The following is a 20,298-nucleotide window of genomic DNA, read 5'->3' as shown; positions in this document are numbered from 1 at the left end:
GAGAAGGGGCGGTAGCGGCGGTAGCCGTTGATGGTGGGGCTCGCCAGCGCGGCAGCGCCACGGGCGTGCGCCTTGAGGCCCGCCAGGTAATGCAGTCCGATGTCGCTCAGTGCCTGGCCTTCCCGGTCGGGCATGAAGGCGTTGCGCCCGTCGGATCGGCGCCGCAGCGACTGGTGAAGGTGCCAGCCGCTGGACATCACGTTCGGAATGCGCGGCCGGCACATGAAGGTGGCGTGGTAGCCGTGGCGCTGGCAGATCTGCTTGATGGCGCTGCGCAGCAGGACCATCGTGTCGGCCGGCACCAGGCCCACCGTGGGGCCGAACACCAGTTCGAACTGGCTGGGGCCGAACTCGATCTCCAGGGAGTGCAGGGGCAGACCCAGCGCCACCAGGTTTGCACGCAGCAGCTCCATGAGCGATTCCACGCGGTCGTAGCGCAGCTCAGTCAGGTACTGGTGGCCTTGGGTGAGCAGCGACACGCGGGGCGGCTCGCCGGGCTGGCCGGCGTGCGCGAGCTCGAGGCTGGGGTCGTCGAGCTTGAAGACGTGGAACTCGACCTCGAGGCCGGCCACGAATTCGAGGCCCAGCGCATCGAGCCCGGCGATGGCACGCTGCAGGATCTGGCGCGTGCCGAAGGCGCAGGGGCTGCCGTCCGAGGTGTAGGCGTCGCACAGGATCCAGCCCGTGCGCGGCGCCCACGGCAGCACGCGGAAGGTCGCCGGGTCGGCGACGACCGTGAAGTCTGCGCCGCCCTGCATGCCGGGGCTGTCGAAGCCGCCGCCGGCCGAGAAAACGGGGAACACCGTGCGATGCGAGGTGTCCTTGGCCAGGAGGGTGGAGGTCAAGTTCACACCGTCGCGCAGCGTTCCCTTCGCGGCGGCGGCCACCAGCGTCTTGCCGCGCAGCAGGCCGTGCTGATCGGGCCAGGCGAAGCGGACCACGTCGACCTCGCCAGCCTCCAGGCGGGCCGCGACCTCGTCTGCCTGCGCGCGCTGTTGCGCCGACCACAGTCCGAAACGTTCGACAAAGCTTTCCATGGCGTCGTGCTCAGGCTGCCAGGCGCGCGCAGGCCCAGTCGGAGCGGCGCCGCCGCGCGAGGTCCGCGTCGTGGCAGTAGTCGTCGACCTGGGCATTCGCGGCCACCCCGTCGATGGAGGGCGGGCCGGTCAGTGCGCTGGCCTGCGCGGCATCGGGCCGCATGGGCGTTGCCTCGCCGGCCAGCATGCTGTCGATCGCCTCCAGCAGCATGCGGCGGTACGCGACGATGCCCTTGTCGGTGGTGCCGAGGTGCTCGCGGGTGCGGTTCTGGATCGGGCCCATCGACTCGCAGGCCCACTGGTCGTGCACGTTGATGTCCATGCCCATGCCGGTGTAGGTCTGGGTCTGCTGTTCTTCCGCGTTGTAGCCGTAGTTGTTGCCCTTGTTCTTGCGCGAGGTGTATGCGGGCAGCTCGATGGTGCCGAGGCGCTGGTCGCGCATCTGCTGCTTGTCGACCGGGCCGGTGAAGCTGGTGAAGATGGCGTACCAGTAGCAGTGCGTGTCGTCCACCGGCACATGCCATTGGGAAATCGTCATCTCGCTGCTCATCGGGATGACGAAGGCCTGCGGGAAGACGACGTTGGTCACGCGCACGTGGGTCTGCTCTTGCGACAGCTTGCGCAGCGTGGTGAGCTGCATGCCGTAGGGCGCCTGCGCGATGCGGATCTCGGGAGAGTCGTATTCGCGCAGCACCTGGGTGATTGCCATCTGGGAATCCGCCGATGCGCCGCGGAACTGCTTGCCGTAGCTCTCGGAAGTGTCTTCGTCCTCGAAGAAGCGGTGCAGGAAGGAGGCGTGCGCGGGGTCGATGCCCACTTCCAGCGCCTGCAGCCAGTTGCATTCCCACAGGCCCTTGAAGGCGAAGGTGTGGCTTTCCGGCGCGACGAAGCAGTCGAATTCGGGAAAGGCGGGCGGCTCGCCCTCGCCGATGTACGCGAACACGATGCCGCTCTTCTCGACGACCGGATACGCCGACTGCTGAATGCGTGTGCACAGCTTGCTGCCGGCCGGTTCGGCCGGGGTCTCCAGGCACCTGCCGCTGGCGTCGAACAGCCAGCCGTGGAAGGCGCAGCGCAGTCCGCCGCTTTCGAGCCGGCCGAAGGCGAGGTCGGCGCCGCGGTGAGGGCAGTCGCGGTCGAGCATGCCGAGTTTGCCCTGGGGGTCGCGGAACAGCACGAAGTCCTGGTCCATGAGCTTCACGGGCTTCAGCGGGCGGGGGCCGCTCAACTCTTCCGCGAGGGCCACAGGCTGCCAGTAGCGCCGCAGCAGCTTTCCGGCCGGCTGGTCCAGCCCGACGCGGGTCATTTGGTCATTCTTCTCGGCACTGATCATGGGGGACTCCTCAGGTTGGCTGTACGGCGTTGCATGCAATGGGATGCATTGTTTGACAGTTTGTTGATGAGCGTCAATCATTTTCCTTCAAAAAATGAACAGAACAAAGGGTAAACACTCATTAAATGGGTCGTTGAGCACCGTATTCATCGCGAGCTCGCCCCAGATGTATGCAGCTATGACAAGAAATGCATCCATTGAGTGCGGCGGTGCACCATCGCCGTACAATTCAAGGACTCAACTGCATGCAACGCCCTATGGACTCCCAACAATCCCGTGTACTGGTCCAGCTGCGAGACATGATCCTCAAGGGCGAATTCGTCCCTGGGGAGCGTCTGGCGGAGATCCCGCTGGCGGACAAGTTGAACGCCTCGCGCACGCCCGTGCGCCTGGCGCTTGGCAGCCTGGAGCACGAAGGCCTGATCGAGCCTTCGCCGGCCGGCGGCTACCAGATGCGGCGCTTTACCTCGCAGGAGATCGCCGATGCGATCCGTGTGCGCGGCGTGATCGAAGGCTTCGCGGCCCGATTGCTGGCTGAGGAGGGAGCGCAACGCCAGTTGCTGCGCGAGCTGCACGAATGTCTCGATGCCGGTGACAAGGCCGTCAACAAGCCGCAGATGGAACTGGACGACTACGCGGCCTATGTCGAAATGAACGACAACTTCCACCGCCTGATCATCGAAGGCTGCGGCAATTCGACGCTCAGGCGGATCATGGACACGCTCGTCGGACAACCCTTTGCCTCGCCCAGCGCGATGCTGCCGATGCAGTCCTCGATGCAGGAGGGCCAGCAATGGATGCAGCAGGCGCACCGCCAACACCATGCGCTGGTGCAGGCGATCGAGCGTGGCCAGGGTTCACGCGCGCAGGCGCTGGGCGAGGAGCACGTGGAGATTGCCCGCATGAATCTGGACTACGCCCTGGAGCGGCCGGAGCTGGCTGCCGAAGTGATGCCGGGCATGCGGCTGGTCGCTGTAAACCGCCGCGGGTAGGCGGCATAGGCGGGCGGCGGCTCCAGCACCGCCGCGCATGCGGAAGTTGGTGGCCTTCGAGCCGGCATCACTGGACCTGACGAGCCAGGCTGCGGGAGCAACTCGAGAGCTGCACGCCTCCCGCCCCAGCCGACACCTGCAACCCGGCGACGAGTGCCTGCAGCTTTTCGGCGGCTACTGCTACATGATGGAGTGCCCGCTCCCGCGGCGCCGTGCCGACGCGCGCGTGCAGCGCGTTTCCTCAACACCCAGCTGCGGGCGCCCTACGGGGCAGGCCGCGAAAGAAAGGGGATCTGACATGAATGAACAGAATCGCGAGGAGAACGTCGTCCAATGGCGCGTCGAAAGCGGCGTGGGCCATATCGTCCTGAACCGGCCTGAGGCCGCCAATGCCCTCGACTCCGCCTGCGGCCACGCGCTGGTCGAGGCGATCGGGCAGGCGCGTCGCGGTGCCGGCACCGAGGTACGCGCCGTGCTGATCTCGTCGCGCGGCAAGCAGTTCTGCGCCGGCGGCGACATCCGCGAGTTCGTCGAGCGCCGCCACGACCTCGACCAGCTGGTGCGCGCCATGCTCGACGGGCTGCACCCCGCGATCCACGCGCTGGCGACGCTGCCGGTGCCGGTCGTCAGTGCGGTGCAGGGGCCGCTCGGCGGCGCGGGCATCTCGCTCGCGCTGTGCGCCGATCTCGTGCTGGCCTCGCCGGCCATGAAGCTGCGCGGCGGGTACTCGGCCATCGGACTGAGCCCTGACCTCGGGGCTTCGTACTACCTGGCGCGCCGTGCGGGCGCGGCGCGTGCCAAGCACATCCTGATGACCAACCGCCCAGTGTCGGCCGACGACTGCCTGCGCTGGGGCCTGGTCGACGAGCTGCACGGCGCCGACGAGCTGCTGCCGGCGGCCACGGCGCTGGCCTGTGAGCTCGCGCAGGGTGCGACCGCCTCGCTGGGCGGCATCAAGGCCCTGTGCGACAGCGCCTTCGACCACGACTTGCGCACGCACCTCGAACTGGAGCGCGAGGCCTTGCTGCGCTGCGCCGTGTCCGCGCAGGGGCGCGAGGGCGTGAGCGCCTTCGTCGAGAAGCGCGCGCCGGATTTCGCTTCCCGCCGGCCGGACTGAAACCAAACCGAAACCGAAATGAACCAGAGAGAAAAAGGAGCGATCGGCTCCTACAGACCTGAAGGCCCCGGCGGCATAACTTGTTGGAGACTTGTGGAGTTCATGCCATGGCCGAAGCCCACATCCGGGCAGGAGAAACGCAATGCCAACACCAGACAAGTTCCGAGAGTGCTACGACGCCTGGAAGCGTGCATCGGATGAACACCGCGACATGATGGATGCCGTCATGGCGGGAGGACCCCTGGATGTCGAGGCAATGGAGCGAAAGCTCGGCCAGATCGATGTCCTCCACAAGGAGTGGATGGGGCTTGCGGCCCAGATGTCGACTCGCACGCCAAAAGGATGAGCCGATCGCGCTCAGCGGCAATAGCCGCATCTTCGGGGCTGAAACTACTGCACCTGGTCTGGCAGGATCGGGCAGCCTGACCACGAGGGCGGCTATCGCCAACTGCTGGGACAATACGTCCATGAGTTTCAGGACTACCTTGTTTCATGCACTGCAGGCGGCTGACGTCACTGTGTGCAACGGTCAAAGGGTCGTAAGCAAGCTGCTCGACAGCGGACCGGACATGCTGCTCGAGCCCTACGTCGATCTTGCCGACGGCTCGACGCAGTACATCCAGGATGTGGAGATCATGGTCGACGGCGAAGGCCGGGCGTACACGCCTGCACAGGGCAGCGAGACAGAGCCGCTCGTCTGGGGCTTCCAGGTGGTGCGTCCGCTGAGGGCTGCCGATGTTCCCACGATCGAGCAGCCGCCCTTGAAGCTCGAGGAGGTGGTCGGGCGCCTCAGGAAGATCGGGCAAGGGCGAAGGCGCGAACAGACGTCATAGCCGGACGTCGCGGGCAACCTCGCCGAGTTCTACCGCGACATTCACGTTGCCCTGAAGGCGCCCGCCGGGCGGCGCGGCAGGACCCATCCGGGGGCGAAGGCGCATGCGCATGCGCGCGCTTCGGGGCAACGGATCAGTGCACCAGGGCGCAGGCCATGAGGTCTGCGGGCTCCAGAAGGATGGGCACCGCCGGCGCGGCGCGGTAGCGCTCCAGCGCCTTGGCCTCGATACACGGGAAGTGGGCCTCGCAGGTGAGGGTCAGGTCTGAGTCAGACTCCGGGTCTTCGCACAGGTCGCGGAGGGCGGCCTCGGAGACATGGGCCATGATGCGGGGTCCGTCGAGTCCGTCGGGGTAGATGGCAAACCGGACGGTCTTGGTGTCGACGCAGTGGATCGCTTCGCAGTTCATTGTCGTTCTCTGGGAGAGCCTCTCTTTTTTTGTTGCGTGCAGATTTGACGGCGCCGTGTGCTCGGCGTGGCGCGGCATACTTCGCCACCTGGAGAAAGACGGCACCTACAGAGAGGCTTTCCACCCATGAACGATGCCTTCGAATTGCAGCGCTTCGTCGATGCGCAGGAGCCGGTGATCGACGCGGTACGCGGCGAACTGCGCGGCGGCCGCAAGCGCAGCCACTGGATGTGGTTCGTGTTCCCGCAACTGGCCGGCCTGGGCCGCAGCGCGATGGCGCAACGCTATTCAATCGCCTCGCTGGCCGAGGCGCGCGCCTACCTGGCGCACCCGCTGCTGGGGCCGCGGCTGCGCGAATGCGGCGCGCTGGTGCTGGCTGTAGAGGGCCGCGACATCCACGAAATCTTCGGCGCGCCGGACGACCTCAAGTTCTGGTCGTGCATGACCCTGTTCGATGCGGCCGATCCGTCGGAGCCGGTGTTTCGCGACTGCCTGCACAAGTACTTCGGCAGCCGGCGCGATGGCCAGACGCTGGCCCGGATCGAAGGCGGCGATGGAGGCTGACAGCGCGAAGCATCCCGGCAGTGCCTGGGGCAGGGGAGTGAGCCGGTTCGTTGCGCTGGCGCTCGCCATGCTGCTGGCCGGCTGCGCGGGCCTGCCGAAGGAGACGGAGCGTCCGCCGTCGCATGCGTTCGCCGACACGGCGAACACGGCGCTCGGACGCCTTGCCGTGGCCGGTGCGCCGGATGCGCAGCAAAGCGGCTTCCGGCTGCTGCCTTTGCCGGCGTTTTCGATGCACGCGCGCCTCGAACTGGTGCGGCGCGCGCAGCGCAGCATCGACGTGCAGTACTACCTGGTGCAGAACGACGAGACTGGCCGCTACCTGCTGCGCACGCTGCGCGACGCGGCCGAGCGCGGCGTGCGCGTGCGCGTGCTGATCGACGACCTCTACACCGCCGGGGCCGACGCGCTGCTGGCGAGCCTGGCGGCCCATCCGAACGTGGAGGTGCGCCTCTTCAATCCCTTCCCGGCCGGGCGCGGCCGGCTGATCACGCGGCTGGCAGCCTCGCTGCTCGACATCGACCGCATCCATCGCCGCATGCACAACAAGCTCTTCGTCGCCGACAACGCGATGGCGGTGGTGGGCGGGCGCAACATCGCCAACGAATACTTCATGCGCGACGCCGGGGCGAACTTCATCGACATCGACACCCTGGTGGCGGGCGCGGTGGTGCCGCGGCTGTCTTCGCTGTTCGACACGTACTGGAACAGTCCCTACGTGTATCCGATCGAGTCGATCGCTCAGGCGGAGGGCACGCCGGCGCAGCGGCGTCAGCGCTTCGAGGAGATGACCTGGGACGCCGCGATGTGGGCCCCGCAGACGCCGATCGAGCGCGATCTGCTGGGCTACCAGGCGCTTGCCGAGGACCTTGACGCGGGCGCGCTGTCGCTGGTCTGGGCGCGCGCCGAGGCCTACGCCGACGCGCCGCACAAGGCGCTGGGCCCGCTCGAGGAGCGCCCGCGCGTGACGGCCGATGCGCCCGAGGGAGTGCTCTTCAACGTCCGGCGCCACGTCCGTGCCGCCAGGCGCGATGCACTGGTGACCACGCCCTACCTGATCCCGGGGCGCGGCGGCATGGAGTCCGTGCGCCAGCTGCGCGAGCGGGGCGTGCGCTTCACGCTCGTGACCAACTCGCTGGCCGCCACCGACGAGTCGCTGGTGCACGTGGGCTACCGCCGCTACCGGCCCGAGCTGGTGCGCCTGGGCGTGGAGCTCTACGAGCTCAGCCCCAAGCGTGTCGAGCGCACGCGGCGCTTCGGCATCTTCGGCTCGGCCAGCGGGCGGCTGGACGGCAAGTCTGCGGTGGTCGACGGCAAGGTGGTGTTCATCGGCTCGCTCAATTTCGACCCGCGCTCGGACCTGCACAACACGGAGCTGGGCCTGTTCATCCACAGCCCGCAGATCGCGGCGCAGCTCACCAGCCTGATCGGCTTCATCGCCATGGATGCGGCCTACCGCGTGCGACTGGGGCCGAGCGGCAACATCGAATGGATGAGCCCCTCGGAGGACGGCGGGCCCGATGTCGTGCACCACGAGGAGCCCGAGACCGATTTCGGCTCGCGCCTGAAGCTGGAGCTGCTTGCCCCGCTGGTACCGGAGAGCCTGCTGTAGCCGACCGCAGTCGTTGCGCTCAGCGCAGCTGGCCGCTGAGGTAGGGCTCGGGGTCCACCGCGACACCCTGCTTGCGCAGCTCGAAGTGCAGCTTGACGCGGTCGGCGCCGCTGCTGCCCATCTCGGCGATCTTCTGGCCCTGGCGCACGACGTCCTTCTCCTTCACCAGGATCTGCTGGGCGTGCGCGTAGGCGCTGAGGAAGGTGTCGTTGTGCTTCACGATCACCATGTTGCCGTAGCCGCGCAGCTCGCCGCCGACATAGACGACGCGGCCGTCGGCCACGGCGAGGATCGGGTCGCCCAGGCTGCCCGCGATGTCCAGTCCCTTGTTGGCCCTTCCGTCGAAGCGCGACAGCGTGGCCCCGGCGGCCGGCCGGATGAACGCAGCCGGTGCCGGCGGGGGCGGCGGCGGCCTGACGGCAGCTCCGGGAGGAGCGGGAAGCGGGCGCTGGGGCGGCAGGGGCGTGGTGCTGCAGGCCACCAGGCTGGCGACCGCCGCGGCCATGAGGCCGGCGCGGAGAACATGGGTGTTGGTTTGCATGGCGTTTTTTCGAACGCATTCTGCCGCGCTGGTTCCCGCGGGCGCGTAGGACCGGGGCGTTTTCTGGGGCGACCTGCCCGGGCACGGCGGCGCACGCAGGCGTCGCCCTCTATTTCAGGGGGATCGGCATCGCGCGGTCGATGGGCACCGCGGTGATGCTGTTCTTCGGCGAGCCTTCGACCAGGCGATCGGAGTAGGTCAGGTAGACCAGCGTGTTGCGCGGGCCATCGACCATGCGCACCACGCGCAGGCGCTTGAAGAGGATGGAAAGCCGCTCGCTGTACACCTCCTCGCGCTTGGGCAGCGGCTGGGTCACGCGCACGGGTCCGACCTGGCGGCAGGCGATCGAGGCCTCGGCCTTGTCCTCGGCCAGGCCGAAGGCGCCGGAGATGCCGCCGGTCCTGGCGCGCGAGACATAGCAGGTCACGCCGCTGACCTTGGGGTCGTCGTAGGCCTCGACCACGATCTTGTGATCGGGGCCGATCAGCTTGAAGGCGGTGTCGACCTCGCCGATCTGCTCGGCCTGCGCCTGTGCAGCCAGCAGCAGGGCGCAGCACAGCGGTGCGCGAAGGAGCTTCATACGATGTCCAGTTGATGGACGCGGTCGAAGCTGCCGCGCCGGCGGTCTTCGAAGTAATGGGTGAGTGCTTCCCGCACGGTGCGAAAGGCGATCTCGTCCCAGGGGATCTCTTCCTCGGTGAAGAGGCGGGCCTCGATGGTCTCGTGCCCGGGGTCGAACTTGTCGCTGAGAAGCCGAGCCCGGTAGAACAGGTGCACCTGGCCCACCCGCACCACGCTGATCACCGCGAACAGGCCTTCCATCTCGTACTCGGCGCCGGCCTCCTCGTCGGTCTCGCGCGCGGCGCCCTGGGCGGTCGTCTCGTTGAGTTCCATGAAGCCGGCCGGGAGCGTCCACTTGCCCCAGCGCGGCTCGATGTTGCGCTTGCACAGCAGCACGCGTTCGCCCAGCACGGGGATGGTGCCCACCACGTTGAGCGGGTTCTCGTAGTGCACCGTGTGGCAGGCCGGGCAGATGGCGCGCTCGCGCGTGTCGCCGTCGTCGGGGATGCGGTACACCACCGCCGTGCCGCAGTTCTTGCAATGCTTGATAGGGACGCGCAGGAGCATCGGGTGTGGACCGGCGGATTGTTTCAGACCACCTTGACCGTGAGCGTGGGCAGGCCCGCGACCTGGCCGACCAGGGTGTCTCCGGCCACCACCGCCGCCACGCCCTCGGGCGTGCCGGTGAAGATCAGGTCGCCGGGCTGCAGCTCCCAGGCGGCAGAGAGGTGCTCGATGGTCTCGGCCATGTTCCATATCAGCTTGCTCACGTTGCTGCGCTGGCGGTCCTGGCCGTTGACCTGCAGGGAGATCTCGGCGTGCTCGATGTCGCCGGCCTGGGCCGCCGGCACGATCGGCCCGGTGGGCGCGCTCTGCTCGAAGCTCTTGCCGATGTCCCAGGGGCGGCCCTGCTTCTTCATGTCGCCCTGCAGGTCGCGGCGCGTCATGTCCAGGCCCACGGCGTAGCCGAAGATGTGCTTCATGGCATCGGCCGCCTTGATGTTCTTGCCGCCGGTGCCGATGGCCGCGACCAGCTCGATCTCGTGGTGCAGGTTCTTGGTCAACGTGGGATAGGCCATGGTGCCGGTCTTGTCCGCCTCGACGACGACCAGGGCATCGGCCGGCTTCATGAAGAAGAAGGGCGGCTCGCGGCCGGTAAAGCCCATTTCCTTGGCGTGCTCTTCGTAGTTGCGGCCGACGCAGTAGATGCGGTGCACGGGGAAGCGGGCAGCCTGGCCGACCACCGGCAGGGACACCGTCGCCGGCGGAGTGAAGACGTATTCGGAAGCCATGGCGGGAAAAGTCCTTTTCAAGCGAAAGCGGCAGTTTGCCAGAGGGCGGAAGCCGTCGCCGGCCGTGGTCCATGACGGTAGCGCCGGCGCTATGCTCTGGCCCATGATGAAGCTCTACAACTACTTCCGCTCGTCTGCTTCGTTCCGGGTGCGCATCGCGCTCAACCTCAAGGGCCTGGACTACGACTACCTCGCGGTGCACATCGCCCGCGGCGAGCACAAGACGGGGCCCTTCTCGGCCATCTCGCCCGACATGCTGGTGCCGCTGCTGGAAGACGATGGCGAGCGCTTCACGCAGTCGATGGCGATCATCGAGTACCTGGACGAGATCCATCCCGAACCCGCACTGCTGCCGCACGACCCCGTCGGCCGGGCGCATGTGCGGGCCCTGGCTCAGTCGATCGCCTGCGAGATCCATCCGCTGAACAACCTGCGCGTGCTCAAGTACCTGGTGCGCGATCTCAAGATCGGTGACGACGCCAAGAACGCCTGGTACCGCCACTGGGTGCGCGAGGGCATGGTGGCCTTCGAGCGCCAGCTGGCGCAGCACCCTGCGAGCCTCTACTGCTGGGGCGACACGCCCACGCTGGCAGACTGCTGCCTGGTGCCGCAGGTCTTCAACGGCCAGCGCTTCGACTGCGACTTCAGCGGGCTGCCACGCACCATGGCGGCGTTCGAGGCCTGCATGCAGCTCGACGCGTTCCAGCGCGCCCAGCCGTCGCGCTGCCCCGACGCGGAGCCCTGAGCATGGGGCCCGCCGAGGCGCTGGTGCCCGACTGGCCCGCGCCGCCCGGCGTGCACGCGCTGTGCACCACGCGCGAAGGCGGCGTCTCCGGGGGGGCATATCGCAGCCTCAACCTCGGCGACCACGTGGGCGACGCACCGGCCGACGTGGCCACCAACCGGGCGCGGCTGCGCGATGCGATCGGCGCGCGCCCGGTCTTCCTGCAGCAGGTGCATGGGACCCGGGTGCTGGCGCTGGATGGCCGGACGCCGGACGGCACCGCAGCGGATGCCTGCACCGCCACCGCCGGCGGCATCGCCTGCACGATCATGGTCGCCGACTGCCTGCCCGTGCTCATCACCGACGGCCGCGGCCGCCGCGTGGCCGCCGCGCATGCGGGCTGGCGCGGCCTGGCGGCAGGCGTGCTGGAGGAGGCCGTCGGCGCCTTCGCAGCCGAAGCCGGGCCGAACGAGCTCATGGCCTGGCTCGGCCCCTGCATCGGGCCCGGGGCCTTCGAGGTCGGCGACGAAGTCCGCACGGCCTTCGAAGCGGCCGCGCCGCAGGCCAGGCAGTGCTTCAAGCCCGCCGCAGCGTCCGGCAAGTGGCTCGCGGACCTCGCGGGCCTGGCACGGCAGCGCCTGCAGGCGGCAGGCGTCACGCAGCTCTACGGCAACGACGGCAGCGCACCCTGGTGCACGGTGAACAACCCGTTACTTTTTTTCTCGCACCGGCGGGACCGCATCAGCGGCCGGTTCGCCGCCTGCATCTGGCGCGACTGATGGCGGGGCGGCCGCCTGCATGGCGGCCTCGCGCTCGGCCGCCTCGCGCGCGCGGATCGCTTTGCGGCGCGCCGGTGCGCCCATCAGGTAAACCACCAGTGCCACCGGCGCCAAGCCATAGAGTAGAAAGGTGAAGACCGCACCGAGCACTGTGCCCGTGGTGTTGGTGGCTTCCGCCACCGCCATCATCAGGGCGACATAGAGCCAGGCGATGACGACGAGATGCATGGGAGAGGTTTTTCAGGAAGGTGAGGCGGGCTTTTGCTTTCCGGGCCCTGCCGGATGCAGCATACTCAAAAGCCGATACGACAAGGTGAGGAACCAGGAGACGACATGAGACAAGAACAACAGGCCGCGGCCGAGTCCACTTTCGCGCCGTTCCAGCAGGCGCTGGTGCAGGGTTGGGAGAAAGCCCTCGAGTCATTCCAGGCGCTGGGCAAGGGGGGGCAGGCCGAGGCGCCCTGGGATCCGCGGGAAATGCCCCGGTTCACCTTCTCCGCCCCGAGACTCCACGAGCTGCAGAAGCAGTACATCGAGGAGGCCACCGAGCTGTGGCGCCAGGACATGGCGGCACGCGCCCGCGGCGACCGGCGCTTCGCGGCCGAGGCCTGGGGCAGCAATCCGGTGGCGGCGTTCTCGGCGGCGGTCTACCTCCTCAACACCCGCACGCTGCTCGGCATGGCCGAAGCTGTCGAAGCCGACGCCAAGACCCGGGCCCGCCTGCGCTTCGCTGTCGAGCAGTGGGTGGCGGCCTCGGCACCCAGCAACTATCTCGCCTTCAACGCCGAGGCCCAGAAGAGGGCGCTCGAGACCCAGGGCGAGAGCATCGCCAAGGGCATCCAGAACCTGCTGAAGGACGTCCAGCAGGGCCACCTGAGCATGACCGACGAGAGCGCCTTCGAGGTCGGCCGCAACGTCGGCACCACCGAGGGCGCGGTGGTCTTCGAGAACGAGCTGTTCCAGCTGCTCGAATACAAGCCGCTGACGGCCAAGGTCTACGAGCGGCCGTTGCTGCTCGTGCCGCCCTGCATCAACAAGTTCTACATCCTCGACCTGCAGCCCGAGAACTCGCTGATCCGCTACGCGGTGGAGCAGGGCCATCGCGTGTTCGTGGTGAGCTGGCGCAATCCCGATGCCTCCATGGGCAACGCTACCTGGGACGACTACATCGAGAACGCCGCCATCAAGGCGATCCAGGTGACCCGCGAGATCAGCGGCCAGGACAAGAAGGGCGGGCAGATCGACACATTGGGCTTCTGCGTCGGCGGCACCATCCTGTCGACCGCGCTGGCGGTGCTGGCGGCGCGCGGCGAGCAGCCCGCGTCGTCGGTCACGCTGCTCACCACGCTGCTCGACTTCACCGACACCGGCATCCTCGACATCTTCATCGACGAGGCCTTCGTGCGCTTCCGCGAGATGCAGATGGCCTCGGGCGGCCTGCTGCCCGGCAGCGAGCTGGCCTCCACCTTCAGCTTCCTGCGGCCCAACGACCTGGTGTGGAACTACGTGGTGGGCAACTACCTGAAGGGCGAGACACCGCCGCCCTTCGACCTGCTCTACTGGAACAGCGACGCCACCAACCTCCCCGGGCCCTGGTACTGCTGGTACCTGCGCAACACTTACCACGAGAACAAGCTGGCCCAGCCCGGCGCGCTGACCGTGGCGGGCGAGCAGGTCGACCTGGGCCGCATCGAGGCGCCGGTGTACATCTACGGCTCGCGCGAGGACCACATCGTGCCCATCGGCGGCGCCTACGCGTCGACGCAGCTGCTCAAGGGCAAGAAGCGCTTCGTCATGGGGGCCTCGGGCCACATCGCTGGCGTGATCAACCCCCCGGTCAAGAAGAAGCGCAGCCACTGGATTCGTGCCGACGGCAAGCTGCCGAAGACCCAGGCCGAATGGCTGGCCGGTGCCGCAGAGCATCCCGGCAGCTGGTGGACCGACTGGTCCAACTGGCTCAAGACCCACTCGGGCAAGCAGATCCCTGCTCCCAAGTCCTACGGCAAGGGCAACGCCTACAAGGCGATCGAGCCGGCGCCGGGTCGCTACGTCAAGGCGCGAGCCTGACTTCGTTGTTCGTTCCCACTTTCCTTTTTTTCAATCGCAGCCTCGGAGAGCACACACCATGGAAGACATCGTCATCGTTTCGGCCGTACGCACGGCCGTGGGCAAGTTCGGCGGATCGCTGGCCAACATCTCGGCCACGGAGCTCGGCTCGATCGTGATCAGGGAAGTGCTTGAGCGCGCCAAGGTCGGCCCCGACCAGATCGGCGAGGTCATCATGGGCCAGGTGCTCACCGCGGGCAGCGGCCAGAACCCGGCGCGCCAGGCGCTGCTGAAGAGCGGCGTCGCCAAGGAGACGCCGGCGCTCACCATCAACGCGGTGTGCGGCTCGGGCCTGAAGGCGGTGATGCTGGCCGCGCAGGCCGTTGCCACCGGCGACAGCGAGATCGTCGTGGCCGGCGGGCAGGAGAGCATGAGCCTTGCGCCGCACGTGCTGCCCAACTCGCGCAACGGCCAGCGCATGGGCGACTGGAAGCTGGTCGACTCGATGATCGTCGACGGCCTGTGGGACGTGTACAACCAGTACCACATGGGCATCACGGCCGAGAACGTGGCCAAGAAGTACGACATCAGCCGCGCCGCGCAGGACGAGCTCGCGCTCGCCAGCCAGACCAAGGCCGCGGCCGCGCAGGACGCCGGCAAGTTCAAGGACGAGATCGTCGCCGTCAACATTCCGCAGAAGAAGGGCGACCCGGTCGTGTTCGCCCAGGACGAGTTCATCAATCGCAAGACCAGCGCCGAAGGCCTGGCCGGCCTGCGCCCCGCCTTCGACAAGGCTGGCGGCGTGACCGCGGGCAATGCCTCCGGCCTCAATGACGGCGCCGCCGCCGTGATGGTGATGACCGCCAAGAAGGCGGCTGCGCTGGGCCTCAAGCCCCTGGGCCGCATCGCCAGCTACGCCAGCACCGGCCTCGACCCCGCCTTCATGGGCATGGGCCCGGTGCCGGCCTCGCAGAAGGCGCTGCAGCGCGCCGGCTGGAAGCCCCAGGACCTCGACGTGCTCGAGATCAACGAGGCATTCGCCGCACAGGCATGTGCCGTCAACCGCGAGATGGGCTGGGACGTCAACAAGGTCAACGTGAATGGCGGCGCCATCGCGATCGGGCATCCGATCGGCGCCTCCGGCTGCCGCATCCTGGTGACGCTGCTGCACGAGATGCAGCGCCAGAACGCGAAGAAGGGCATTGCCTCGCTGTGCATCGGCGGCGGCATGGGGGTTGCACTCACCATCGAGCGCTGAGACGTCCTGCTGTGTTCGTGGAAGCGCCGCGTTGATACGCGGCGCTTTTTTTTCCCCTCACCCCGAGCGCACCCCTTGCTCCGCGTAGTGCGCGCACAGCGTGTCGACCAGCGCTTGCGCATAGGTGGGCAGGGCTGCGCGGTCGCGCACCAGCAGGTAGCGCTCGCGCACGCACCATGGGTCGCTGAGCTCGATCAGCGCCAGCTTCATGCTTTCGAGGTTGCGGCGCGCGGCGGATTCCGGCACCACGCCGATGCCGACGCCGCTGCCGATCATGCGGCACATGGCGTCGAAACCCCCGAGCTGGATGCGCAGCTTCTGGCTCTTGCCGAGGCTTTCGGTGATCTGCGCCAGGAACGCATGCAGCGTGCTGCCGGCCTGCATGCCGACGGCGTCTTCGTCCAGCGTCTCGGCAAAGGCGATGCGGCGGCGACGAGCGAACCGGTGCTTGCGCGAGGTGACGAGCACCAGCCGGTCGGTGCTGAAGTGGATCGCCTCCAGGCCCAGCGTGTCGATGCGGCCGGCGACGATGCCGATGTCGGCACGGCCATCGAGCACGCCGTGCGGGATCTGTGCGTTCGGTTTTTCCTGAAGGTCGATGTTGATGCGCGGATGGCGCGCCAGGAAGCTGGGCAGGATCTCTGGAAGGAAGTCGCTCACCGCCGTGGTGTTGGCGAACACCCGCAGATGCCCGCGCAGGCCGCCGCCGTACTCCTTGAGCTCGGCTCCGAGCTGGCTCGCCTGGTGCAGCACCAGGCGAGCGTGGTGCAGGAAGGCCTCGCCCGGCGGCAGCAGGCGCACGCCGCGCGCCTCGCGCGCCAGCAGCGCCAGGCCCGACTGCGCCTCCAGCGCCTTGATGCGGGCGCTCGCCGCGGCCAGCGACAGGTGCTGGCGCTCGGCTGCGCGCGTGAGGCTGCCGAGTTCGGCCGCCGCGACGAAGAGGCGCAGATCGGTCAGGTCGAAATGCATGCGCCATCCTAGCAAGCCTTCGCGAAATCCGAAGGCTCGGTCTCGAAATCGAAGATTGCGCGCAAGCTTGCTCGTGGCCACCATGCAAGGCAGGGCGCGGCAAGAGCGCCGCTTGCATCGGAGACACCCAAGGACATGACTCAGCCCACGAACCCTTCCCCCGCGATCGGGGCCCAGGCATTGGCCGGGCTGCAGGCGTGGCAAGGCCGAAGCGAAGCGCTGGCTGACGAGATCACGGCCGCTCCGGTGCGCGCGCTCTCGGCCACGCTGGACCGCGAAGACCCCGCGCCGGCATCGGGCACGCGGCTGCCCGAGCTCTGGCACTGGCTCTACTTCCTGCCGCACCACCGGCAGTCCGAGATCGGCCCGGACGGTCATGCGAAGCGCGGCGGCTTCCTTCCGCCGGTGCCGCTGCCGCGCCGCATGTGGGCCGGCGGTCGCCTGAGCTGGGAGGCGGGCAATACTTTGGTGGTGGGCGATGCGGTGGAGCGCACCTCGACCATCGCCTCGGTCTCGCACAAGACCGGACGCAGCGGCGAGCTGGTCTTCGTGCTGGTGCGGCACGAGGTAAGCAATGCGCGCGGCCTGGCGCTGACCGAGGAGCACGACATCGTGTACCGCGCCGCGCCGACGCCTGGAGAGGCGCCGGCCACACCCGTGCCGGCGCCGAAGGATTCCGCCTTCAGCCGCGAGCTCATGCCCGACGACGTGCTGCTGTTCCGCTATTCGGCGCTGACCTTCAACGGCCATCGCATCCACTATGACCGCCGCTACGTGACCGAGGTCGAGGGCTATCCGGGCCTCATCGTGCACGGCCCGCTGATCGCCACGCTGCTGGTCGACCTGCTGCGGCGCGAGAGGCCCGGTGCTTCGCTCGCGCGCTTCGAGTTCCGCGCGCTGCGCCCCGTCTTCGATGGCACGCGGCTGCGCTTTCACGGCCGGCCCGAGGCTGACAAGCGCTTCAGCCTGTGGGCCGAAGACGCCGATGGCTGGCTTGCGATGCAAGCCAGCGCCACGCTTGCCTGAACCACCATGAAGACCCAGATCCCCACCCCCGACGCGCATCAGGAAATGAGGGAGGCCCTGCGCGACCTCTGCGGCCGCTTCGACTCCGCCTACTGGCAGAAGGTCGACCATGAGCGCGGCTACCCCGAGGCCTTCGTGAATGCGCTGACGCAAGCCGGTTGGCTGGCCGCGCTGATCCCCGCCGACTACGGCGGCTCCGGCCTGGGCCTGTCCGAGGCCTCGGTGATCATGGAAGAAGTCAATTTCTCGGGTGGCAACGCCGGCTCCTGCCATGGCCAGATGTACAACATGGGCACGCTGCTGCGGCACGGCAGCGAGGCGCAGAAGCGCCAGTACCTGCCGAAGATCGCCACGGGCGAATTGCGCCTGCAGACCATGGCCGTGACCGAGCCCACCACCGGCACCGACACGACGCAGCTCAAGACCACCGCGGTGAAGAAGGGCGACCGCTACGTGGTCAACGGGCAGAAGGTCTGGATCTCGCGCATCCAGCACTCCGACCTGATGATCCTGCTGGCGCGCACCACGCCGCTCGCGGAGGTGAAGAAGAAGTCGGAAGGCATGTCGATCTTCATCGTGGACCTGAAGCAGGCGATCGGCAATGGGATGAGCGCCGCCGGGCCGCCCCAAGGCGCGAAAGCCCCCCCGGGGGGCAGCGAGGACATGCCAGTGCCGAGCGTGGGGGCCATGGTCGTGCGCCCGATTCTCAACATGGTCAATCACGAGACCAACGAGGTCTTCTTCGACAACCTCGAGATCCCTGCTGAGAACCTGATCGGCGAAGAGGGCAAGGGCTTCAAGTACATCCTCGACGGCCTGAACGCCGAGCGCACGCTGATCGCGGCCGAATGCATTGGGGATGCGTGGTGGTTCATCGAGCGCGCGCGCCGCTATGCAAGCGACCGGCAGGTGTTCGGCCGCGCCATCGGCCAGAACCAGGGCATCCAGTTCCCGATCGCTGCCGACTACATCGAGACGGAAGCGGCCAACCTCATGCGCTTCAAGGCCTGCGCGCTGTTCGATGCCGGCCAGCCTTGTGGCGCGGAGGCCAACATGGCCAAGTACCTGGCGGCCAAGGCCTCGTGGGAGGCGGCCAACACCTGCCTGCAGACCCATGGCGGCTTCGGCTTCGCCTGCGAATACGACGTGGAGCGCAAGTTCCGCGAGACGCGGCTCTACCAGGTGGCTCCGATCTCGACGAACCTCATCTATTCCTACGTGGCCGAGCACCTGCTGGGCCTGCCGCGTTCGTTCTGAAGGGCTGCGCCAATGACACGACCGCTGGACGGCATTACCGTCGTTTCGCTGGAACACGCGATCGCCGCGCCTTTCTGCACCCGCCAACTGGCGGATCTCGGCGCCCGTGTGATCAAGGTGGAGCGCCCGGGCGGCGGCGACTTCGCCCGCGCCTACGATCAGCGCGTGGGCGGTGAGGCCTCGCACTTCGTGTGGGTCAACCGGTCGAAGGAAAGCCTCGCGCTGGATCTCAAGCAGGAGGCAGCGCACGCTGTGCTGCAGGAGCTGGTCGCCGGGGCAGACGTGCTGGTGCAGAACCTCGCGCCGGGCGCCGCCGCGCGCATGGGACTGGGCGCCACGGCGCTGATGGCGAAGCATCCCGCGCTGATCGTGTGCGACATCTCGGGCTACGGCGAGGATGGACCCTACCGCGACAAGAAAGCCTACGACCTGCTGATCCAGAGCGAGGCCGGCTTCCTGTCGGTCACCGGCACTGCGGAGGCGCCCTGCAAGTCGGGCAACTCGATCGCCGACATCGCGGCCGGCATGTACGCCTACACCGGCATCCTCGCGGCCCTGCTCCAGCGGGGCAAGACAGGCACGGGCTCGCACATCGACGTGTCGATGCTGGAGTCGCTGGCCGAGTGGATGGGCTACCCGATGTATTACGCCTACGAGGGCGCGCCGCCGCCCCCGCGCAGCGCGGCCTCGCACGCGACCATCTACCCTTACGGTCCCTTCGCGACGGGCGACGGCGGCACCGTCATGCTGGGCCTGCAGAACGAACGCGAATGGAAGCAGTTCTGCGAGCACGTGCTGCTGCAGCCGCAGCTTGCGGCCGATCCGCGCTTCGACGCGACTGCCAGGCGCAATGCCAACCGCGAAGCGCTGCAAGCCATCATCCTCGAGAGCTTCGCCGCGCTAGACACGGCGCAGGTGCTCGAGCGCCTGGACGCGGCGCACATCGCGAATGCGCGGATGAACGACATGGCGGGGCTCTGGGCGCACCCGCAATTAAAGGCGCGCGGGTGCTGGCGCGAAGTCGAGTCGCCGGCAGGTGCCATCCCGGCCTTGCTGCCGCCGGGGCGGCAGAGCGCCTTCGACTACCGCATGGATCCGATTCCCGCGGTCGGCGCACATACCGAATCCATCCTGCGCTCGCTCGGACGCAGCGAGGCTGACATCCAGGCGCTGCGTGCGGCGGCGGCGATCTGAAATGACCCTCTTGACCTCACGCACCGAAACGCTCGCGCGCTTTGCCGCAGGCCTTCGCTTCGGCGATATTCCGGCGCCGGTCGTGCGCCGTGCCATGGACTTGCTGGTCGACGGGTTCGGGTCTGCCATCGCCGGGCGCTGGAGCGTGCGTCATGAGTGAGCCCAGCGCGCTGGCCTTGGCGCGCACTTTCCTGTTCGTGCCGGCCGATCGGCCCGATCGCTACGCGCGCGCCCTGGGCTCGGGCGCCGGCGCGGTGATCGTCGACCTGGAGGATGCCGTGGCCCCCGATCGCAAGGCCGCGGCGCGCGATGCCTTGGCCGAGGCGCATGCGGCGCTCAGCGCCGCCGAACGCGGCCGCTTGCTCGTGCGCGTGACTGCGCACGGCACGCCATGGCACGACGAGGACGTGGCACTCCTCGAGTGCCTGGCGCGGCAGGGGCTGGCGGGTGTGGTGTTGCCCAAGGCCGAGCGCTCCGAACAGCTCTGGCGGCTTGCAGCGGCCGTCGGATCGCAGGTCGTGCTGGTCCCGCTGATCGAATCGGCCGCAGGCTTCGCAGCGCTGGACGAGCTTGCCGCCGCCCCGCAGGTGCTGCGCCTGGCCTTCGGCCATCTCGATTTCCAGGCCGACCTCGGTTTGGCCTGCGAGGCCGACGAGGCCGAACTGGTCCCGGTGCGGCTCGCGCTGGTGCTGGCTTCGCGCCGCGCGGGCATCGCCTCCCCGATCGACGGCGTGACGCCGGACTGGCGCGACGTGCA

General features: G+C 68.1%; 23 protein-coding genes and 1 pseudogene. 15 read left to right on the top strand and 9 right to left on the bottom strand.

What is annotated here, in order from left to right:
• A partial coding sequence (locus APY03_RS00730) for a glutamine synthetase (RefSeq protein ID WP_232324111.1) occupies positions 1–1,037 on the bottom strand: 1,037 nt, incomplete at its 3' end.
• 10 nt (positions 1,038–1,047) lie between these two features.
• Positions 1,048–2,370 carry an aromatic ring-hydroxylating dioxygenase subunit alpha gene (locus APY03_RS00725; RefSeq protein WP_068672948.1) on the bottom strand — a complete coding sequence of 441 codons (1,323 nt, stop codon included), beginning with the start codon at positions 2,368–2,370 and terminating at the stop codon, positions 1,048–1,050.
• A 257-nt stretch (positions 2,371–2,627) separates the two neighbouring features.
• Here APY03_RS00725 and APY03_RS00720 point away from each other — a divergent pair, with 257 nt between their 5' ends.
• The 4 genes from APY03_RS00720 to APY03_RS00705 all read left to right on the top strand — a co-directional run bounded on the left by APY03_RS00720 (position 2,628) and on the right by APY03_RS00705 (position 5,312).
• Positions 2,628–3,362 carry a GntR family transcriptional regulator gene (locus APY03_RS00720; RefSeq protein ID WP_068672947.1) on the top strand — a complete coding sequence of 245 codons (735 nt, stop codon included), beginning with the start codon at positions 2,628–2,630 and terminating at the stop codon, positions 3,360–3,362.
• A gap of 298 nt (positions 3,363–3,660) precedes the next feature.
• Entirely contained in the window at positions 3,661–4,479 is an 819-nt protein-coding gene (locus APY03_RS00715) for an enoyl-CoA hydratase/isomerase family protein (protein ID WP_068672945.1), read from the top strand.
• A 142-nt stretch (positions 4,480–4,621) separates the two neighbouring features.
• Positions 4,622–4,825 (top strand): hypothetical protein, encoded by a 204-nt coding sequence (locus tag APY03_RS00710; protein ID WP_068672943.1) that lies wholly within the window; start codon positions 4,622–4,624, stop codon positions 4,823–4,825.
• Between the two features lie 121 nt (positions 4,826–4,946).
• Positions 4,947–5,312, top strand: a complete 366-nt coding sequence (locus APY03_RS00705; RefSeq protein ID WP_068672941.1) for a hypothetical protein — start codon at positions 4,947–4,949, stop codon at positions 5,310–5,312.
• A gap of 133 nt (positions 5,313–5,445) precedes the next feature.
• Here the strand turns inward: APY03_RS00705 and APY03_RS00700 are convergent, their stop codons facing one another.
• Positions 5,446–5,721, bottom strand: a complete 276-nt coding sequence (locus tag APY03_RS00700) for a hypothetical protein (protein WP_068672939.1) — start codon at positions 5,719–5,721, stop codon at positions 5,446–5,448.
• 126 nt (positions 5,722–5,847) lie between these two features.
• Between APY03_RS00700 and APY03_RS00695 the strand changes: the two genes are divergently transcribed.
• Positions 5,848–6,285, top strand: coding sequence for a DUF1810 domain-containing protein (locus tag APY03_RS00695; RefSeq protein ID WP_068672937.1), 438 nt, complete (start codon positions 5,848–5,850; stop codon positions 6,283–6,285).
• A gap of 67 nt (positions 6,286–6,352) precedes the next feature.
• On the top strand, positions 6,353–7,894 hold the full coding sequence (locus APY03_RS00690) for a phospholipase D family protein (RefSeq protein WP_443082790.1): 1,542 nt from the start codon (positions 6,353–6,355) through the stop codon (positions 7,892–7,894).
• Positions 7,895–7,913: 19 nt separating this feature from the next.
• On the opposite strand, the gene APY03_RS00685 is transcribed toward APY03_RS00690, so the two are convergent.
• The 4 genes from APY03_RS00685 to APY03_RS00670 form a co-directional block, all read right to left on the bottom strand.
• Entirely contained in the window at positions 7,914–8,435 is a 522-nt protein-coding gene (locus APY03_RS00685) for a peptidoglycan DD-metalloendopeptidase family protein (RefSeq protein WP_068672933.1), read from the bottom strand.
• A 109-nt stretch (positions 8,436–8,544) separates the two neighbouring features.
• On the bottom strand, positions 8,545–9,015 hold the full coding sequence (locus APY03_RS00680) for a CreA family protein (protein WP_068672931.1): 471 nt from the start codon (positions 9,013–9,015) through the stop codon (positions 8,545–8,547).
• Positions 9,012–9,563 carry an NUDIX hydrolase gene (locus APY03_RS00675; RefSeq protein ID WP_068672928.1) on the bottom strand — a complete coding sequence of 184 codons (552 nt, stop codon included), beginning with the start codon at positions 9,561–9,563 and terminating at the stop codon, positions 9,012–9,014. The genes APY03_RS00680 and APY03_RS00675 overlap by 4 nt, the downstream gene beginning before the upstream one ends.
• Positions 9,564–9,586: 23 nt before the next feature.
• Complete coding sequence (locus APY03_RS00670; protein ID WP_068672926.1) at positions 9,587–10,288, bottom strand: fumarylacetoacetate hydrolase family protein; 702 nt, start codon at positions 10,286–10,288, stop codon at positions 9,587–9,589.
• Between the two features lie 106 nt (positions 10,289–10,394).
• Here APY03_RS00670 and maiA point away from each other — a divergent pair, with 106 nt between their 5' ends.
• Both maiA and pgeF read left to right on the top strand, forming a co-directional pair.
• The gene (maiA, locus tag APY03_RS00665; protein ID WP_068673083.1) at positions 10,395–11,033 is read left to right on the top strand and encodes a maleylacetoacetate isomerase; all 639 of its coding nucleotides are present in this window, start codon (positions 10,395–10,397) and stop codon (positions 11,031–11,033) included.
• Between the two features lie 2 nt (positions 11,034–11,035).
• Complete coding sequence (pgeF, locus tag APY03_RS00660) at positions 11,036–11,791, top strand: peptidoglycan editing factor PgeF (protein WP_068672924.1); 756 nt, start codon at positions 11,036–11,038, stop codon at positions 11,789–11,791.
• On the opposite strand, the gene APY03_RS00655 is transcribed toward pgeF, so the two are convergent.
• On the bottom strand, positions 11,723–12,019 hold the full coding sequence (locus APY03_RS00655) for a hypothetical protein (RefSeq protein ID WP_068672922.1): 297 nt from the start codon (positions 12,017–12,019) through the stop codon (positions 11,723–11,725). The two genes, pgeF and APY03_RS00655, sit on opposite strands and share 69 nt — an antisense overlap.
• Positions 12,020–12,124: 105 nt before the next feature.
• On the opposite strand from APY03_RS00655, the gene phaC reads away from it, so the two are divergent.
• Both phaC and APY03_RS00645 read left to right on the top strand, forming a co-directional pair.
• Positions 12,125–13,858, top strand: a complete 1,734-nt coding sequence (gene phaC / locus APY03_RS00650) for a class I poly(R)-hydroxyalkanoic acid synthase (protein ID WP_068672920.1) — start codon at positions 12,125–12,127, stop codon at positions 13,856–13,858.
• A gap of 58 nt (positions 13,859–13,916) precedes the next feature.
• Entirely contained in the window at positions 13,917–15,095 is a 1,179-nt protein-coding gene (locus tag APY03_RS00645; protein WP_068672918.1) for an acetyl-CoA C-acetyltransferase, read from the top strand.
• Between the two features lie 57 nt (positions 15,096–15,152).
• Here APY03_RS00645 and APY03_RS00640 read toward each other — a convergent pair whose 3' ends face one another.
• Positions 15,153–16,064, bottom strand: coding sequence for a LysR substrate-binding domain-containing protein (locus APY03_RS00640; protein WP_068673081.1), 912 nt, complete (start codon positions 16,062–16,064; stop codon positions 15,153–15,155).
• Positions 16,065–16,199: 135 nt separating this feature from the next.
• Here APY03_RS00640 and APY03_RS00635 point away from each other — a divergent pair, with 135 nt between their 5' ends.
• The 5 genes and pseudogenes from APY03_RS00635 to APY03_RS43090 all read left to right on the top strand — a co-directional run.
• Positions 16,200–17,090, top strand: a complete 891-nt coding sequence (locus tag APY03_RS00635) for an FAS1-like dehydratase domain-containing protein (protein WP_068672916.1) — start codon at positions 16,200–16,202, stop codon at positions 17,088–17,090.
• A 6-nt stretch (positions 17,091–17,096) separates the two neighbouring features.
• Positions 17,097–18,347, top strand: coding sequence for an acyl-CoA dehydrogenase family protein (locus APY03_RS00630; RefSeq protein ID WP_068672914.1), 1,251 nt, complete (start codon positions 17,097–17,099; stop codon positions 18,345–18,347).
• A gap of 12 nt (positions 18,348–18,359) precedes the next feature.
• Entirely contained in the window at positions 18,360–19,541 is a 1,182-nt protein-coding gene (locus APY03_RS00625; RefSeq protein WP_068672913.1) for a CaiB/BaiF CoA transferase family protein, read from the top strand.
• 10 nt (positions 19,542–19,551) lie between these two features.
• Positions 19,552–19,701: a hypothetical protein gene (locus APY03_RS41105; protein ID WP_232324121.1), complete on the top strand. Its 150-nt coding sequence runs from the start codon at positions 19,552–19,554 to the stop codon at positions 19,699–19,701.
• Positions 19,694–20,298, top strand: a pseudogene (locus tag APY03_RS43090) (HpcH/HpaI aldolase/citrate lyase family protein); the annotation flags it as partial. The gene APY03_RS41105 and the pseudogene APY03_RS43090, both read left to right, overlap by 8 nt.

Source organism: Variovorax sp. WDL1, from assembly GCF_001541225.1.
Lineage (GTDB): Bacteria > Pseudomonadota > Gammaproteobacteria > Burkholderiales > Burkholderiaceae_C > Variovorax.
The sequence above is the reverse complement of the archived record's forward strand: the minus strand, read 5'-3'. Positions and strand labels throughout refer to the sequence as shown.

Coding starts and splice junctions, on each gene's coding strand:
- APY03_RS00680 (WP_068672931.1), bottom strand. CDS start 9,015: ATGAAGCTCCTTCGCGCACCGCTGTGCTGCGCCCTGCTGCTGGCTGCA.
- APY03_RS00690 (WP_443082790.1), top strand. CDS start 6,353: ATGCTGCTGGCCGGCTGCGCGGGCCTGCCGAAGGAGACGGAGCGTCCG.
- APY03_RS00640 (WP_068673081.1), bottom strand. CDS start 16,064: ATGCATTTCGACCTGACCGATCTGCGCCTCTTCGTCGCGGCGGCCGAA.
- APY03_RS00715 (WP_068672945.1), top strand. CDS start 3,661: ATGAATGAACAGAATCGCGAGGAGAACGTCGTCCAATGGCGCGTCGAA.
- APY03_RS00670 (WP_068672926.1), bottom strand. CDS start 10,288: ATGGCTTCCGAATACGTCTTCACTCCGCCGGCGACGGTGTCCCTGCCG.
- APY03_RS00705 (WP_068672941.1), top strand. CDS start 4,947: ATGAGTTTCAGGACTACCTTGTTTCATGCACTGCAGGCGGCTGACGTC.
- APY03_RS00725 (WP_068672948.1), bottom strand. CDS start 2,370: ATGATCAGTGCCGAGAAGAATGACCAAATGACCCGCGTCGGGCTGGAC.
- pgeF (WP_068672924.1), top strand. CDS start 11,036: ATGGGGCCCGCCGAGGCGCTGGTGCCCGACTGGCCCGCGCCGCCCGGC.
- APY03_RS00675 (WP_068672928.1), bottom strand. CDS start 9,563: ATGCTCCTGCGCGTCCCTATCAAGCATTGCAAGAACTGCGGCACGGCG.
- APY03_RS00645 (WP_068672918.1), top strand. CDS start 13,917: ATGGAAGACATCGTCATCGTTTCGGCCGTACGCACGGCCGTGGGCAAG.
- APY03_RS00720 (WP_068672947.1), top strand. CDS start 2,628: ATGGACTCCCAACAATCCCGTGTACTGGTCCAGCTGCGAGACATGATC.
- APY03_RS00655 (WP_068672922.1), bottom strand. CDS start 12,019: ATGCATCTCGTCGTCATCGCCTGGCTCTATGTCGCCCTGATGATGGCG.
- APY03_RS00700 (WP_068672939.1), bottom strand. CDS start 5,721: ATGAACTGCGAAGCGATCCACTGCGTCGACACCAAGACCGTCCGGTTT.
- maiA (WP_068673083.1), top strand. CDS start 10,395: ATGAAGCTCTACAACTACTTCCGCTCGTCTGCTTCGTTCCGGGTGCGC.
- phaC (WP_068672920.1), top strand. CDS start 12,125: ATGAGACAAGAACAACAGGCCGCGGCCGAGTCCACTTTCGCGCCGTTC.
- APY03_RS00710 (WP_068672943.1), top strand. CDS start 4,622: ATGCCAACACCAGACAAGTTCCGAGAGTGCTACGACGCCTGGAAGCGT.
- APY03_RS00685 (WP_068672933.1), bottom strand. CDS start 8,435: ATGCAAACCAACACCCATGTTCTCCGCGCCGGCCTCATGGCCGCGGCG.
- APY03_RS00630 (WP_068672914.1), top strand. CDS start 17,097: ATGAAGACCCAGATCCCCACCCCCGACGCGCATCAGGAAATGAGGGAG.
- APY03_RS00625 (WP_068672913.1), top strand. CDS start 18,360: ATGACACGACCGCTGGACGGCATTACCGTCGTTTCGCTGGAACACGCG.
- APY03_RS00635 (WP_068672916.1), top strand. CDS start 16,200: ATGACTCAGCCCACGAACCCTTCCCCCGCGATCGGGGCCCAGGCATTG.
- APY03_RS00695 (WP_068672937.1), top strand. CDS start 5,848: ATGAACGATGCCTTCGAATTGCAGCGCTTCGTCGATGCGCAGGAGCCG.